Here is a 14,423-nt window from a genome sequence, read left to right as displayed (position 1 = left end):
GAATCAGGCTGAACTTGGGCAGGGTTCATGCGTAGGTACTAGTAGCAGATGCTGGGCTCCCGCGTAGTTCTGAGGTTGTTTTGTGCCGCCGTGGCTGTCTCGGCATGGCTGGCGCCAGCAGTCGTATCCGCCCAAGAGGACACCAGCCCGCATTCAACAGTCGATCTCGTGCCGATCTCGTTTCGGTTAAAGTCGAACGACCTTATGACGGTCGGACTTCGGTTCAGATTGGACCCTGGGTGGCACATCTATTGGAAGAATCCAGGCGATGCTGGCATGCCGCCGGTAGTCGATTGGACTTTGCCAGCGGGATTCAAAATTGCCGGCACGTCTTGGCCGATCCCTCATCGCGTCTCGGTTGGAGGGATCGTCAGTTATGCGCACGAGGGCACACCCACGCTTCTAGTCGATATCAGGTTGCCGAAGGGTTTTGAGCCGGGCGCTGCCATACCGATCAGCGCCCAAATCAACTACTTGATCTGCGAGGAGTTGTGTCTGACGGCGTCTGAATCCGTATCAGCAACTTTCGACATCGATTCTTTCCCAAAGGGACCGCCGCTTGCACCCCTGAGGGACTATCCGATTATCACTTCTCTGGATCGCCTAGATTTCAGCCAGCAAGAGGGAACCGTCGAACTAGGAATTGAGTTAGGAAGCGTGTTGCTGGCCGACGTGAAGAAGGCGTACTTCTTCGCTGTCGGAGAAGACGTGATCGACCACGCGGCAGAGCAGAAATGGCGCATTCACGGCAAGGTAATCACGGTAACGGCGAGGATTTCGAAGTACGCAAACGGTAGAATCAAAAAGCCCGAGGGCGTTTTGGTCGTACAGTTGAAAGACAGAACAGTAGCAATAGAGTTTAAGAAACAGCAGGATAGCCAAAAATGAAATACACGAAAGCAATTGTAATAGCATCTGTGGCGGCGGCCTCGATCGCGATGTTGGGGAACGCTCCGACCACAGGCGGTGAAGCCGAGATCGGCAAGGCCGCACCGACCTTCTCGCTCACTGACTCGAACGGCAAGGCTGTAAACCTGGGCGACTTCAAGGGCAAGGTCGTCGTGCTGGAGTGGACGAACGACGGCTGCCCCTTCGTCGTGGGCCACTACCAGGGCGGCATTCAGGCCATGCAGAAGAGCTACAAGAAGGAGGGTGTCGTGTGGCTGACCATCATCTCCTCCGCGGAAGGCAAGCAGGGTTATGCGGACGGCAAACGCGCCAACGGGCTCACGAAATCCCGCAAGGCATCCCCGAGCTATGTGCTGCTTGATCCCACCGGCAAGGTCGGACATCAGTATGATGCGAAGACCACGCCGCAAATGTATGTGATCGACAAGGCGGGCGTGTTACGCTACGACGGCGCGATCGACGGATCGTACAGCGCGAGCGCTGCGAAGCAGAAGGAGTCCGACCAGTTCTTCACGATCGCTCTAGATTCGGTGCTAGCCGGCGAGAAAGTGAAGAAGGCAAAGACGCGGCCATACGGTTGCTCGGTCAAATACAAATAGATCGTTGATTGACCGTTCAGAGGCCCTGGGCAGATCGCCTGGGGCCTCTTTTTCTTGCTTGACGCGAGCCCTATTGGCTCAATCAGACGATGCGCCCATCGGTAGACTCTGACGATCAATGAAGGTTCGCGCAGCCGTTCTCGAGTCGGTCGGCGGCCAGTTTCACGTACAGCACCTGGACCTGGCCGAGCCGCGAGTAGGCGAAGTACGCGTCCGCGTGCTGGCGGTCGGCGTCTGTCACTCCGACTGGCACCTGGTGACGGGAGATACCCGACACCCGATGCCGCTGGTGCCTGGGCATGAAGGGGCGGGGGTTGTCGAAGAGGTGGTCCCGAGTCGTGAATCCCGAGTCCCGAGTCGGGAACCCATAAGCGTTGGGGATCTGGTGGCGCTCAATTGGGCGCCGAACTGCGGCTCTTGCTTTTACTGCACGCACGACAGGCCGAATCTTTGTGAGACGTACGTTGAAGCGGTCTGGGCTGGCACTATGCTCGATGGGACGACCCGTCTTTCCCGCAAGGGCGAGCCGATCTATCACTACAGCGCGCTGGCCTGCTTCGCCGAGCAGTGCGTCGTTCCTGCGCCGTGCTGCGTCAAGATGCCCGCCGATCTGGAGCCCGAGATCGCCGCAGTGATCGGGTGCGCGGTGACCACCGGCGTCGGAAGCGTCATCAACACAGCGCAAATGCGCAGCGGCAGCAGCGTGGTCGTGCTCGGCGCTGGCGGGGTTGGCTTGAGCACCGTGATGGGTGCCGTGCTGGCAGGCGCTTCGTCCATCATAGCCGTCGATCCTCTCGAGTCCAGGCGGTCGGCTGCCCTAGCGCTCGGCGCAACGCACGTGCTTCCGAAGGCTGAGCCCGAGGCCATCAGAGAACTGACCGAGGGGCGCGGCGCAGACTACGTGTTCGAAGCGGCCGGCACAACCGGATTGCAAGAGGTGGCTATCGACTGTGCCAGGCCCGGCGGGGTTATCGTGTTCAGCGGCCTTTCGCCGGTCGGAAGCGAGACGAACATCCCGGGCTCGACGCTGGTCCGTCAGGAAAAGACGGTCATGGGCTCGTACTACGGCACAGCCAACACAGCCGCAGACTTTCCCCTCTACGCGAGGCTGTACAAGGAAGGGAAGCTGCCGATCGACCGGCTCATCAGCCACCGATACGACCTGGATCAGATCAATGAGGCGTACGACGATATGCTCAAAGGCGTGAGCGTGCGTGGAGTTGTCGTTTTCTGAGATGACTTCGTGCCGATCGGAGCGAGGACTCTCTCCTGAACTCAGCCTGTCCTGAGCTTGTCGAAGGATCGCGTCCAGGCTTGTGAACTCTTAGTCCAAGAATTCGTTTGCTTTGACAGACCGGCCAACGACGGCACTCCACAATCGCGTATCCTATTGTTATATCTGGAGCCGACCATGCGTAAACAACTGTTGATCATCATCGCCGTAACCGTCTCTCTCCTATCCCTAGCGTTCGTGGCCAGCAAGGCCACGTCCTTCACGCTCAAAGACCCGAAGAGCGTCAACTCGATGCGGTTCACCCTCGATGGGCGGATCGAGCAGTTCTCGGGGGTGGCCACTGGGATCGCGGGGGACTTCACCTTCGACCCGGAGGACGTTGCGGCTACGCGCGGAAAGATCGTCGTGCAGGCGGCCAGCCTCGCGACGAACGTCGCCAACATGACGGAGCACATGCACGGTCCCATGTGGCTCGACACCGAGAAATATCCGACCATCGAATTTGAGATCAAGAAGATTACGAACGTCAAGAAGCTCGACATGGACGACGCCTCGTGGAGCATGAGCGTGACCGGCGACTTCATGTTGCACGGCGTCAAGAAGTCGATGACGATCCCCGTGCGCCTGACCCACCTTCCTGGCCAGCTGCGCAAGCGGAACCGCAGGGCGGGCGACCTGATCGTCTTGCGCTCAGCGTTCGAGATCAAGCGGTCGGACTTCGGCGTAATTGGGAATCAGACGCTCGACATAGTCTCCGATGTCGTCAAGATCGAGTTCTCCATCGGCTCATTCGCCCGGGCCGCGACGAAGTAGATCGGTCAGTGGGACATGTAGAAGAGCGGGTCGAGAATAGCAACGCCCAAAAGCCAGATGGGTGCCACAAGGTAGTGCCACCAATTCGCCCTGCTAAGCGCTAGGAATATCCAACAGGCTGGCAGAGAAGGAAGCACAGTCCAATACAGCACGTCGCTAGCCGATGGCGGAAGATAATGATTCCAATATTGGCCATTAATGGACCATCCTACGAGGTGGTATCCGAGCCAGCCGGCGAGCGGAATCTCGTAAGCCAACCGTCGCCAGAACGCTGGTCTTTGCTCCACTGGCGGGGACAGATAGAACAGACGCCTCTTAGATCGACTTGGCGTCGTCTCTTTGATTTGCACCGTCGCAATAGGATCAGGCTGGACTTCTTCCACTGAATATATGATAGGCCAGATTTTTGCAACTACCAAAACAAGTGTGCCACGGTCAGGCCCGGATGGTTTGTCCGTGTTCGATGGAGAGTGGCGCTCGCGCTAGGCGCGCAGGTCTGGAGACCCGCACCACAATTCCGAAGGGTTTGTCCGCGTTGCGGCAGGCGTGCGGGCCCCTGCCTGCGCGCCAAACTGCCGACTGCCCGCTGAAAACTGCCACCTGTCTGGCATAATCAATCTTTAGGGCGCGACCGCTCCCCGCGCAATGAAAAAAATCCTCGTCATCGGCAGTGGGCCGATCATCATCGGGCAGGCCGCCGAGTTCGATTACGCCGGAACTCAGGCTTGCAAGAGCCTTCGAGAAGAGGGGTGCGAGGTCGTTCTCATCAACTCCAATCCGGCGACGATCATGACGGATGCGGAGATGGCCTACGCCGTCTACATCGAGCCGCTCACCGTCGATTTCTGCGAGCGCGTGATCGCCAAGGAGCGGCCGGAGGGGTTGCTGCCGACGATGGGCGGGCAGACCGGGCTCAACCTCGCAACACAGCTTGCCGACCAAGGAATCCTGGACAAATACGGCGTCAAGCTGCTTGGCACGCCTCTCGCCTCGATCAAGAAGGCGGAAGATCGGGAGCTGTTCCGCGACCTGATGCAAGAGATACAGGAGCCGGTGCCGGAGAGCTGGATCGTCGAGAGCGAGGACGAACTGGAGGCGATCCTCGGCAAGGTGCCGTACCCCTGCATCGTCCGACCGGCGTACACCCTCGGCGGAACGGGCGGGGGAATCGCCTACAGCGAAGAGGAACTGCGCGAGATCGGCAGAAAAGGGCTCAAGCTCTCGATGCGCGGCCAACTGATGGTCGAGCGGTCGCTGCTCGGGTGGAAGGAGATCGAGTACGAGGTCATGCGCGACGCGGTCGGCAACTGCATCACCGTCTGCAACATGGAGAACTTCGACCCGATGGGCGTGCACACCGGCGACTCGATCGTGATCGCGCCGAGTCAGACGCTCAGCGACATCGAGTACCACATGCTACGGGCAGCGTCGCTCAAGATCATCAATGCGCTGAAGATCGAAGGCGGCTGCAACGTCCAACTGGCCGTGAACCCAGACAGCTTCGACTACTACGTCATCGAGGTGAATCCGCGCGTCTCCCGCTCGTCAGCTTTGGCCTCGAAGGCGACGGGCTACCCGATCGCTCGCGTCGCGGCGAAGATCGCCGTCGGCAAAACGCTCGACCAAATCCAGAACACGGTCACGAAGACAACAACCGCGTGCTTCGAGCCGGCTCTCGACTACTGCGTCGTCAAGATCCCGCGCTGGCCGTTCGACAAGTTCCCATCGGGCGACCGAAGGCTCTCCAGCCAGATGAAGGCGACCGGCGAGGTCATGGCGATCGACCGCACGTTCGAGTCCGCGTTTATGAAAGCGATCCGCGGACTGGAGGTGAAACAGAAAGACTTGCGACATCCTCGCTTCCACGGCATCAGTAGCATGGGCGTCCCGCCCATGAGTGGCTCGGGCATCTTGCCCGAGGTCGGCGTCGAGAGTTCGGGCAAGATTGAAAAGCGCCGTGGTGCCTACTTGCCTCACTGGAGGTCGGCAGGAGCGATCTACGTGGTTTCGTTTCGGCTCGACGATGCCTTGCCACAGGAAGTCTGGGATGCATGGAAAGAGCAGAGAGACCGTCTGATGAAGGAGAGGCCGGAAGGAGTGCGCTTGCCGAGGGCTGCCGCTCTAGAACTCAAGCGGCTGTACTCCGACAACGTCGAGAGGCTCCTGGATGCTGGCAGGGGTTCCTGCCTGCTAAAGCAGGACTCAAACGCATCCGTCGTTGCCGAGGCCTTGCGCCACTTCGACGGCGAACGGTACAAGCTCCACGCATATTGCGTCATGCCGAATCATGTTCACGCGATATTGGAGCCTTTGAGCCTCCACAAGCTGGAGGATATCCTTCACTCTTGGAAGTCCTTCACAGCGAAACAGATCAATAAGAACGAAGGGCGCACTGGTCGTTTTTGGCAGCCCGAGTATTACGACCATTTGATTCGAGATGAAGAGGACTACTCATTTCAGCTCGAATACGTCTTGTCGAATCCTGAAAGGTCGGGGCTCAAGACATGGGAGTGGGTCTGGGCGATTCCGCACGATGCGCGTACCACTCATGGGCAGGATGCCCATGCTACTCACGGGCAGGATGCCCGTGCTACAGGGTTTAGCGACGCTGACTTAGAGCGTGCTATCAAAGAGCCGACCGACGAGCGGTTGTGGGCGATCGCAGAGGGGCTCCGGCGCGGTTGGGGAATCGCGAAAGTATACGAACTGAGCCGCGTGGATGAGTGGTTTCTTGAGAAGATCTGGGAGCTGCTGCTGATCGAGGGTCGGCTCGTGATGTCGCGTGTCACGATGGGCGAGAGCGAGGACGTGGGGCAGCTCATTAGTGAGGCGTTCCGGATCGGTTACCCGTCGCCTTCCATCAAGAGTCTTCTGTGTGTGACACAGCCAGATATCGCGGCTTTAGAAGAGGCAGGGGACTGCCCGATCCCAGATCTCATGGAGCACGATGTTCCGCTCCTTGAACGGTTGATCAGTATGTGCGAGTACATACCTTCCATCGAGATGTGCAAGCCGAAATACAGGAGGAGAACGGGTGTCGAGCTCTTTATCGACCATATAGTGCTCCAGAATCCCACCTATCGCGCTGTTCAGCGTCTCAGTGACGAGGCCGAAAGCTGCGGAGTCCAAGGATGGCTGCCTGAGCCACTTGCCTCTGCAGAGTGCAGCGATTATCTGAGGTTTGCCAAAGAGGCACTCGTCCAAATAGAAAAGCAGAAGATCGAGCCAGTGTTCAAGATGGTCGATACGTGCGCGGGCGAGTTCGAGTCGGCCACCCCTTACTTTTACGGCACGTTCGAGACCGAGGACGACGCCGTCGCGCCAAAAACCCCCTGAACATTTGGAACTATCGGGAGCGTCGGGCCTTACGATAAACGGTTGCAGCTTCGGCTGTGCCCGAACGATTGAGCCGCCACTAACGTGGCTCAACGTCGATCCCCATAGACACTCACAACCCCCGCCCTAGCAGGTGGGGGTTTTTTGTCCTCTGATCAAGTCCAGACGTAATCACTAAAGCGATTAGGCCGTGGATGGAGATCGCGCATAATAGATCAGCCGCATGAAGCCCACCGTCCTCGTCCTTGGCTCCGGCCCGATCCGCATCGGACAAGGCATCGAGTTCGACTACTCGTGCGTGCACTGCGTTTGGACGCTCGAATCGCTCGGCTACCGAGCGATCATCATCAATAACAACCCGGAGACGGTCAGCACAGACTTCGACACGAGCGACGGCCTGTACTTCGAGCCCGTGACCCTCGAAGACGTGCTCGACGTGATCGCTCACGAGAATCCGATGGGCGTCGTCGTGCAGTTCGGCGGGCAGACCGCGATCAACATCGCCCAAGGACTGCTCGATGCCGGTGTCAAGATTCTGGGCACTCAGCCTGACGCGATCGCTTTGGCGGAAGACCGCGACCAATTCGAAAAGCTGCTCTCGAACCTAGAGATTCCGAAGCCGCCGGGCCGCGCTGTCCGAAGCCTGGATGAAGCGGTCGAAGTCGCAAGAGAGATCGGTTACCCGGTGCTCATCCGCCCCAGCTTCGTGCTCGGTGGGCGTGCGATGGACATCATCTACGACGACGCGCACCTGCTCAACTTCTATCGCGAGGCGGAGGAGGCCAACCCCGGACAGCCAGTGCTGGTCGACAAGTACTTCCTCGGCGTGGAGGCAGAGGTCGACGTCATCAGCGATGGCCGGCACACGCTCTTGCCTGGCATCATGCAGCACGTCGATCGGTCTGGAATTCACAGCGGCGATTCGCTCGCGGTTTACCCGCCCGTTAGCCTTACCGATTCCGTGCAGCGACAGATCGTCAACTCCGCCTGCGACATCGCCAAAAGGATCGGTATCAAGGGCATCATGAACATTCAGTTCGTGGTCGTCGATGAGGTCGCCTACGTCATCGAGGTCAACCCGCGCGCCAGCCGGACGGTCCCGTATCTCAGCAAGGTCACTGGCATCCCGATCGTGCAGCTAGCGACGCGCTGCATGATGGGTGAGACGCTGGAGGAGATCGGTTTCAGCAGTGGTCTATGGACGCTGCGAGCCGACCACAAGGGCGCAAAGCCGTGCATGAAGGGCGCGGTGCCCGGCGCGATCATTCCTGAAAGGCGTTTCAAGACCGGGACGCCGACTATCCCCGAGCCCACGATCTTCGCCGTCAAGGCGCCCGTGTTCAGCTTTCAAAAGCTAGCGATGGTCGACCCGAGCCTCGGCCCAGAAATGAAGTCCACCGGCGAGGTGCTGGGGATCGATTACACGTACGAGGCCGCGCTCTACAAGGCGCTCGTCGCCAGCGGCATCGACTTCAAGCCGAAGGGCAAGGTGATCATAACCGTGCGAAACGAGGATAAGCACGACGCAGTTGAAATCGGCGCGATGCTGCACAGGAGAGGGTATCAGCTCGCAGCGACGTTCGGCACCGGCGACGCCATGAGGGCCGCAGGCATTCCCTCGCTGCTATTGAAGAAGATCAAGGACGGCTCTCCGAACCTGCTAGACATGATCGCCGAAGGTGAAGTGAGCCTGATGATCAACACCCCGGCGCACGGCCAGAAGGCGGGCAGCGATGCCAGTCGCATCCGTCGAGCGTGCATCGAGACCGGTGTCGCGTGCGTTACCAGCATCGACACCGCAAAGGCCCTCGCAAATGCCCTGAAAGTGTTCGAAGACCCCTCGCTGGCGTCGTGCAAGACCGTGGCGGAGTACCTCACGTAATCCGAACTGCCGAGAGTCGTGGTATCTTATTCTTATGCCGGACGAGCATGCCGACGAGCCTGAGGACCTCGATAAGCCGCCCGCGTTCTTCCCTTACGGAGAGGGCGAGGCGCCAGAGCTCGGCGATCCATCGAGCAAACGGCTGGTGGAGGTCGAGGTGGAGGCGGTATATGCAGCGCAGACGGAAGAGCAGATTCAGCGGTTCGTACTGCTGACTGATGGCGAACGCCGTCTGCCTATCGTGATCGGGCACTTTGAGGCGATCGCGATCAGCATGGCGCTCGACAAGATCCAAGCCGAGCGGCCGATGACGCATGATCTTTTTCAAAATATGATCGAAAAGCTCGGTGCGCGCGTTGACCGCATAGTCATCGACGACATCTGGGGCACGACGTACTACGCAAAGATATATCTGTTGCTGCTGAAGACCAAGGAGGAGATGGAGATCGATGGCCGACCTTCGGACGCCCTGGCGCTAGCGGTTCGCTTCGGAGCGAAGATTTTCGTCGTCGAGGGCATTCTCCAGTCCTAGAGTTGCTCCGCGATACCGAGCGCCGGCAACAGCTCCCGTAAATCTGTGATCGTGAGATCGGGTTCTTGCGCATTCTCAGGCATCGGCACTGGGCTGCTCGCGTTGGACGTTGGCGGGACGTCGCTCGGTCGCCGAACCCACGCCTGGCGCCAGCCCGCTTTCATCGCTGGCACGATATCGTGCTTGTAGCTGTTGCCGACGAATAGAACGGCTTCACCGGAATAGCCGCACAGCTCTTCTGCACGCGCCATCACCTCCGGCGACGGCTTTCCTATTCCCATTTCCCCCTCGACGAGGATGTGGTCAAAGTACTTCTTGATCCTAAGCGTCTCGATCTCTTGCCGCTGTATGTCCGCTGGGCCGTTCGTGATTATGCCGACCGTGAATGACTTGTGCAGTTGGTCGAGTACCTCCTCAGCCTCGGGGAACAGCTCGAGCGCAGCGTGCCGCTCGACGTAGTACGTGTCGCTGAGTCGATCTGCCAGGTCGGTGTCGAAGTTCCCGACCCGCTCCAGGAGCAGCCGCATCAGCTCGACGCGCGTTATTTCACCGGACTGTAGGTACTTCTCGTACCAATGCGAATTTTTGATCGCTGGCGCGAACGTCCTGAAAACTTCGCCCCAGTGCTCGATCATCTCGTCGGTCGTGTGCCCGGCGATCGGATAGCAGTCGAATGTAGCCCGCAACCCGCGCTTAGCGGCTTCCCAGTAGGCGCACAGCGTGTCGTCCAGATCGAAGAAGACGGCCTTTACGTCGGCAAAGATCGGTTTTGCCGTCACGCTAGATTCAACCTTTGGAGCCGAGAAGCTCTTATCGAGGCTCATCTGTCAACACCGTCCTATCTCTCACATTCCATATAGGGGCTCTGTCCTTTGACTAGGTTCCAGGCAAAAACGATTCATCGAGTGAGTCTCATGGCCTCTCGAACCTCCTGCATCGTGATCTCGGCCCGTTCGCTGGCCTTTTCAGCGCCCTTGCTCAGGATTCCGTCGATCGTGGCGTCGTCGATCTGGGCGCGCCGCTCCCGCATCGGCCGCAGGAACTCGTTGATGCACTCCGTCAGCTCCTTCTTGTTCTGCGAACAGCCTCGGAGCCCGTCCACGTCCTCGCTCCACTGCTTCTCCCAGTCGGGGGAGTACAGGCGGAGGTACTGACATACCGCGCACCCCTCGGGGACGCCAGGATCGGTCAGCTTGATCTTGGTCGGCGTCGTGAACGCGGACTTGATCTTCTTCGCTGTTTCGTCGGGGCTCTCGTTGATGTAAATGCAGTTGTCGTAGCTCTTCGACATCTTTCGCAGCTTGCCTGCGTCGTCGGCGTCGAGGCCGGGGAGCTTGCTTCGCAGCTCGTCGTCGTCGATGAGATACTCGATCTCGTCGAACACATCTGTTCCGAAAGTCGAGTTGAATGACCTGCCGATCTCGCGCGTCAGCTCAAGGTGCGCCGCCTGGTCTTTTCCGACGGGGACGCCGTACGGCTTGTACAGCAGGATGTCGGACGCTTGCAGCACCGGGTATCCGAGCAGCCCAAACGACACCGAAACCCCTGCGGCCAGGTCTTCCTTTTTCTCCTTGAACGTCGGCACCCGCTCGAGCTTTCCAAGCCCGGTGACCATGCTGAAGATCAACTGCAGCTCGGCGTGCTGATGGACCTGTGACTGCACGAAGATCGCGGACTTCTCCGGATCGATGCCGCCTGCGATGAAGTCCTTTGCGACCTCACGGGAGTTGTGCGCCAAGTCCTGCGGCTCTGCGCTCATCGTCGTCAGCGCGTGGTAGTCCGCGACCATGCAGTACATCTCGCACCCTTCGTCTTGCAGCGTGACCCAGTTTCGCAGCGCGCCCTCGTAGTTGCCGAGGTGCAGCTTCGGGTTGGTCGCCCGCATACCGCTCAAAATCCGTTTCCGCTCCGCGCTCATAAGACGTCTCCCGGTAGCCCGGTGAAGAACGAGAACATGAAGTTCACTGGCGGAGTTAGCACGTCCCATAACGGGTTGATGTCCGTTTGGTTTCGAATGAGCTGTGAACCGATGATGAGCGCGATCAAGCCGAACATGCCTACCTTACGATGGAAGCGGTACCAGTACAGGCGCGGCTTGTCGGGCAAGAGCTGTCCGATGATCCAGTGCCCGTCGAGAGGTCCAAGCGGGATGAGGTTGAATATCGCGAGCACTAGGTTTATGAGAACACCGTAGTAGAGCAGCAGGCCGATGAACGACAGGTCCGCGCCCGGCGTCGACAGGATTTCAGGTGAGAAGATCATTGCCATCCTCAGCATGCTCGCCCATATCGCCGCCTGCAGGATGTTGCTCGCGGGGCCGGCGACAACCGAGGCAAGGAGGTCCCAGCGCGGGTTCCGCATCAGCCTCGGGTTGAACGGAGCAGGACGGCCCCAGCCGATGCCGAAGCCGCTCAGCAGCGTGAAGATGATCATCATGGTCCCCATTGGCTCGAAGTGCTTGGTCAGATTGAGCGTGACACGGCCATGGAGCCGGGGGGTCGGGTCGCCCGCCATGTCAGCGACTTTGCAGTGGGCGTACTCGTGGAATCCGATAGCCGTGAAGATCACGATACCGAAGGCGATGAGGAAGTCGATCGGAGGTAGGGTCATCGTCCGTTCCCCAATCCCTCGGGTACGATTTCCCGTGCGAACATGCCGTCCCAACTCTCTCGCTCTTGGACGAGGCAGTGACTGCCGTCCGTCCGGACGAGAGCGGTCGCGGGGCGCGGGTATCGGTTGTAGTTGCTTGCCATAGAACTGTTGTAGGCGCCGGTGCACAAGACCTGCAGGATGTCGCCGCACAGCGTGTCGCCCGGTAAAGAGACGTTGTCGAACAGGGTATCGGTCTCGCAGTGCTTGCCAGAAACGCGCACCTTGATCGGATCTGCTCCCTTGCGACCGTCTGCGGCGATCAACCGAACCGGATACGAGCTGCCGTACATGGCGGGTCGCGGGTTGTCGCTGAGGCCTCCGTCAACGCTCACATAGATCCGTGAGCCGCCTTCGATCGGCACGGTCTTGACGTTCATAACGCGGTACAGCGTAACCCCAGATTCTCCTACGAGCCACCGGCCGGGCTCTTGCACGAGCACCGGATCGAGTCCGGAGTCGGCCAGCCCAGATCGCACGCCGTTGACGAGATCGGCGCAGTACCGCTCGACTTCTTCCGGCTCATCCTCTTCGCAATATCGGATGCCAATCCCGCCGCCGACGTTCAGGACTGTGGTTTCGAATCCGTGCACAGACCTCATCTGGCTCGCAAACTCCGCAACGATCTGTCCTCCGTTGATCTGCGCGGTCGGATCGAGCAGTTGCGAACCCACATGACAGTGAAAACCGATGACCGGAAGACGCAGTTTCAAGCACAGCAAGAGCGCGCTCTCTGCAGAGCCGTCTGCAACGTTGAAGCCGAACTTGGTGTCGGCCTGTCCGGTCGCGATCTTCTCGTGCGTCTTCGGATCAACCCCTGGTGCCAAACGTAGAACCAAATCCGGGCTGCTGTTACCAGCAGCGGCGATCGTCCGTATCTCATCAAAGTTGTCCATGACGATCTGGTTGATGCCAGCCCCGATCGCGAACGCGATCTCATCCGCTGTCTTCGCGTTGCCATGGAAGTGGCACTTGCTCGCTGGCACACCGGCCGCGATCGCCGCGCGCAGCTCCCCCTCGCTTGCTACGTCGATCATGCAACCCTCGGACGCAACGATTGCCAGCACGGCGAAGGTGCTGTTCGCCTTGCTCGCATAGGTCAGCTCGCTCCTGTCGCACGCTGCGGCGAAGGCGCTCAGATACCGCTTGACCCTCCCTCGAAGATGCGCCTCGTCGAGAACGTAGAGCGGGGTGCCGTACCCCTTGACAAGCGAGCGGGCTAGCTCATCGGACAGGATGAGCCGAGACTCTACCGAAGCGTCGGTCGGCATCGGCAAAATTATGACATAGCCTCACGGCCTCAGCAGGGCCTGGCCAGGTCGGATAAACTGCTGCGAGTGCAGCGCGTCGCAGTCCTCGGCTCAACCGGCTCCATCGGGGTCCAAACGCTCGACATCGTGCGTCAGCACCCCGACCGGCTCAAGGTTGTCGGACTGGCGGCGTATCGCAACGCAGACCGAATTCGGGAGCAGGCAGCGGAATTCGGCGCTGAGCGGATCGCCCTGAGCGACGAGAGCGCTGCGAAGGCAGCAGGGATTCCAGGTGGGATGGACGCCGTGACGGCCATAGCGGCGGCCGACGACGTCGACCTCGTCGTGGTCGCGGTGGCAGGTGTGATCGGCCTCATGCCGACGATCGCCGCGATCCAGGCAGGCAAGCAGATCGCCCTCGCAAGCAAGGAGATTCTGGTCGCAGCAGGTGAGATCATCATGCCGCTGGCCAAGGAGCACAAAGTCAGCCTGAGGCCGATCGACAGCGAGCACAGCGCTCTGTTCCAGTGCATGCAGGGGTACACGAACAACCAGATCCAGAGCCTCATCATCACCGGCAGCGGCGGACCGTTCCGCGGCAGAACGACCGAGGAGCTGCGGGCCGTCACCACAGAGCAGGCGCTCAACCACCCGACGTGGCGCATGGGCGGCAAGATCACCGTTGATTCAGCCACGCTCATGAACAAGGGGCTTGAGATCATCGAGGCGAAATGGCTGTTCGACGTAACCCTAGATCAGGTGAAAGTAGTCATCCATCCGCAGAGCGTCGTCCACTCGTTCGTGGAGTTTACGGACGGCAGCGTGCTGGCGCAGCTCGGCTGGCCCGATATGAGGCTGGCGATCCAGTACGCGCTGCTCTACCCCGAGAGAGCCCCCAATGAGATGAAGCGGTGGAGCCCCCTGGATACGCCCAGCCTAGAGTTTGAGCCGCCGGACGAGGACACGTTTCGCTGCCTGAGGCTGGCGCGGCAGGCGTCTGAGCGCGGAGGGACCATGCCGTGCGCCATGAACGCGGCGAACGAGGTCGCGGCAAACGGCTTTTTACAGGGCCAATGTGCCTTCCTGCAGATCGCGACCGTCGTAGAAGAGGTGATGGTCAAACACGCCCCGGGTGAGCCGGAGCTGGAGAACATTCTGGAGACCGATCGGTGGGCCCGCGAGACGGCGCACAGCTTGATGGGAGCTAACTGACAACAGA

The 14,423-nt window shown here is 59.8% G+C and carries 13 protein-coding genes; 8 read left to right on the top strand and 5 right to left on the bottom strand.

Going from position 1 to position 14,423, the window contains the following annotated elements:
- The first annotated feature begins 90 nt into the window (after positions 1–90).
- The 4 genes from IH944_01355 to IH944_01340 all read left to right on the top strand — a co-directional run bounded on the left by IH944_01355 (position 91) and on the right by IH944_01340 (position 3,555).
- Positions 91–888, top strand: coding sequence for a hypothetical protein (locus tag IH944_01355; GenBank protein ID MCH7903195.1), 798 nt, complete (start codon positions 91–93; stop codon positions 886–888).
- Positions 885–1,508, top strand: a complete 624-nt coding sequence (locus tag IH944_01350) for a redoxin domain-containing protein (GenBank protein MCH7903194.1) — start codon at positions 885–887, stop codon at positions 1,506–1,508. The genes IH944_01355 and IH944_01350 overlap by 4 nt, the downstream gene beginning before the upstream one ends.
- 118 nt (positions 1,509–1,626) lie before the next feature.
- Positions 1,627–2,742 (top strand): zinc-binding dehydrogenase, encoded by a 1,116-nt coding sequence (locus IH944_01345; GenBank protein ID MCH7903193.1) that lies wholly within the window; start codon positions 1,627–1,629, stop codon positions 2,740–2,742.
- Positions 2,743–2,919: 177 nt separating this feature from the next.
- Positions 2,920–3,555 (top strand): YceI family protein, encoded by a 636-nt coding sequence (locus IH944_01340; protein ID MCH7903192.1) that lies wholly within the window; start codon positions 2,920–2,922, stop codon positions 3,553–3,555.
- A 5-nt stretch (positions 3,556–3,560) separates the two neighbouring features.
- On the opposite strand, the gene IH944_01335 is transcribed toward IH944_01340, so the two are convergent.
- Positions 3,561–3,938 (bottom strand): hypothetical protein, encoded by a 378-nt coding sequence (locus IH944_01335; GenBank protein ID MCH7903191.1) that lies wholly within the window; start codon positions 3,936–3,938, stop codon positions 3,561–3,563.
- Between the two features lie 262 nt (positions 3,939–4,200).
- On the opposite strand from IH944_01335, the gene carB (IH944_01330) reads away from it, so the two are divergent.
- The 3 genes from carB (IH944_01330) to IH944_01320 all read left to right on the top strand — a co-directional run bounded on the left by carB (IH944_01330) (position 4,201) and on the right by IH944_01320 (position 9,305).
- Positions 4,201–6,891, top strand: a complete 2,691-nt coding sequence (gene carB / locus IH944_01330) for a carbamoyl-phosphate synthase large subunit (GenBank protein MCH7903190.1) — start codon at positions 4,201–4,203, stop codon at positions 6,889–6,891.
- Positions 6,892–7,114: 223 nt separating this feature from the next.
- On the top strand, positions 7,115–8,773 hold the full coding sequence (gene carB / locus IH944_01325) for a carbamoyl-phosphate synthase large subunit (protein ID MCH7903189.1): 1,659 nt from the start codon (positions 7,115–7,117) through the stop codon (positions 8,771–8,773).
- 34 nt (positions 8,774–8,807) lie between these two features.
- Complete coding sequence (locus tag IH944_01320; protein ID MCH7903188.1) at positions 8,808–9,305, top strand: bifunctional nuclease family protein; 498 nt, start codon at positions 8,808–8,810, stop codon at positions 9,303–9,305.
- Here IH944_01320 and IH944_01315 read toward each other — a convergent pair.
- The 4 genes from IH944_01315 to lysA all read right to left on the bottom strand — a co-directional run bounded on the left by IH944_01315 (position 9,302) and on the right by lysA (position 13,225).
- Complete coding sequence (locus IH944_01315) at positions 9,302–10,129, bottom strand: HAD family hydrolase (protein ID MCH7903187.1); 828 nt, start codon at positions 10,127–10,129, stop codon at positions 9,302–9,304. The two genes, IH944_01320 and IH944_01315, sit on opposite strands and share 4 nt — an antisense overlap.
- A 74-nt stretch (positions 10,130–10,203) precedes the next feature.
- A complete protein-coding gene (gene trpS, locus IH944_01310; GenBank protein ID MCH7903186.1) occupies positions 10,204–11,223 on the bottom strand; it encodes a tryptophan--tRNA ligase in 1,020 nt (339 codons plus the stop codon).
- Positions 11,220–11,915 (bottom strand): site-2 protease family protein, encoded by a 696-nt coding sequence (locus IH944_01305; GenBank protein MCH7903185.1) that lies wholly within the window; start codon positions 11,913–11,915, stop codon positions 11,220–11,222. The genes trpS and IH944_01305 overlap by 4 nt, the downstream gene beginning before the upstream one ends.
- Positions 11,912–13,225 carry a diaminopimelate decarboxylase gene (lysA, locus tag IH944_01300; GenBank protein ID MCH7903184.1) on the bottom strand — a complete coding sequence of 438 codons (1,314 nt, stop codon included), beginning with the start codon at positions 13,223–13,225 and terminating at the stop codon, positions 11,912–11,914. The genes IH944_01305 and lysA overlap by 4 nt, the downstream gene beginning before the upstream one ends.
- A gap of 66 nt (positions 13,226–13,291) precedes the next feature.
- Here lysA and IH944_01295 point away from each other — a divergent pair, with 66 nt between their 5' ends.
- Positions 13,292–14,416: a 1-deoxy-D-xylulose-5-phosphate reductoisomerase gene (locus IH944_01295; GenBank protein MCH7903183.1), complete on the top strand. Its 1,125-nt coding sequence runs from the start codon at positions 13,292–13,294 to the stop codon at positions 14,414–14,416.
- Positions 14,417–14,423: the final 7 nt, after the last annotated feature.

The sequence above is a fragment of the Armatimonadota bacterium genome, assembly GCA_022563855.1.
Taxonomy (GTDB): domain Bacteria; phylum Armatimonadota; class Fimbriimonadia; order Fimbriimonadales; family Fimbriimonadaceae; genus JADFMN01.
The sequence above is the reverse complement of the archived record's forward strand: the minus strand, read 5'-3'. Positions and strand labels throughout refer to the sequence as shown.

Bases quoted from the DNA above. Each gene is read 5' to 3' on its own strand.
- IH944_01305 (MCH7903185.1), bottom strand. From the start codon at position 11,915: ATGACCCTACCTCCGATCGACTTCCTCATCGCCTTCGGTATCGTGATC.
- IH944_01340 (MCH7903192.1), top strand. From the start codon at position 2,920: ATGCGTAAACAACTGTTGATCATCATCGCCGTAACCGTCTCTCTCCTA.
- trpS (MCH7903186.1), bottom strand. From the start codon at position 11,223: ATGAGCGCGGAGCGGAAACGGATTTTGAGCGGTATGCGGGCGACCAAC.
- IH944_01320 (MCH7903188.1), top strand. From the start codon at position 8,808: ATGCCGGACGAGCATGCCGACGAGCCTGAGGACCTCGATAAGCCGCCC.
- carB (MCH7903189.1), top strand. From the start codon at position 7,115: ATGAAGCCCACCGTCCTCGTCCTTGGCTCCGGCCCGATCCGCATCGGA.
- carB (MCH7903190.1), top strand. From the start codon at position 4,201: ATGAAAAAAATCCTCGTCATCGGCAGTGGGCCGATCATCATCGGGCAG.
- IH944_01345 (MCH7903193.1), top strand. From the start codon at position 1,627: ATGAAGGTTCGCGCAGCCGTTCTCGAGTCGGTCGGCGGCCAGTTTCAC.
- lysA (MCH7903184.1), bottom strand. From the start codon at position 13,225: ATGCCGACCGACGCTTCGGTAGAGTCTCGGCTCATCCTGTCCGATGAG.
- IH944_01350 (MCH7903194.1), top strand. From the start codon at position 885: ATGAAATACACGAAAGCAATTGTAATAGCATCTGTGGCGGCGGCCTCG.
- IH944_01315 (MCH7903187.1), bottom strand. From the start codon at position 10,129: ATGAGCCTCGATAAGAGCTTCTCGGCTCCAAAGGTTGAATCTAGCGTG.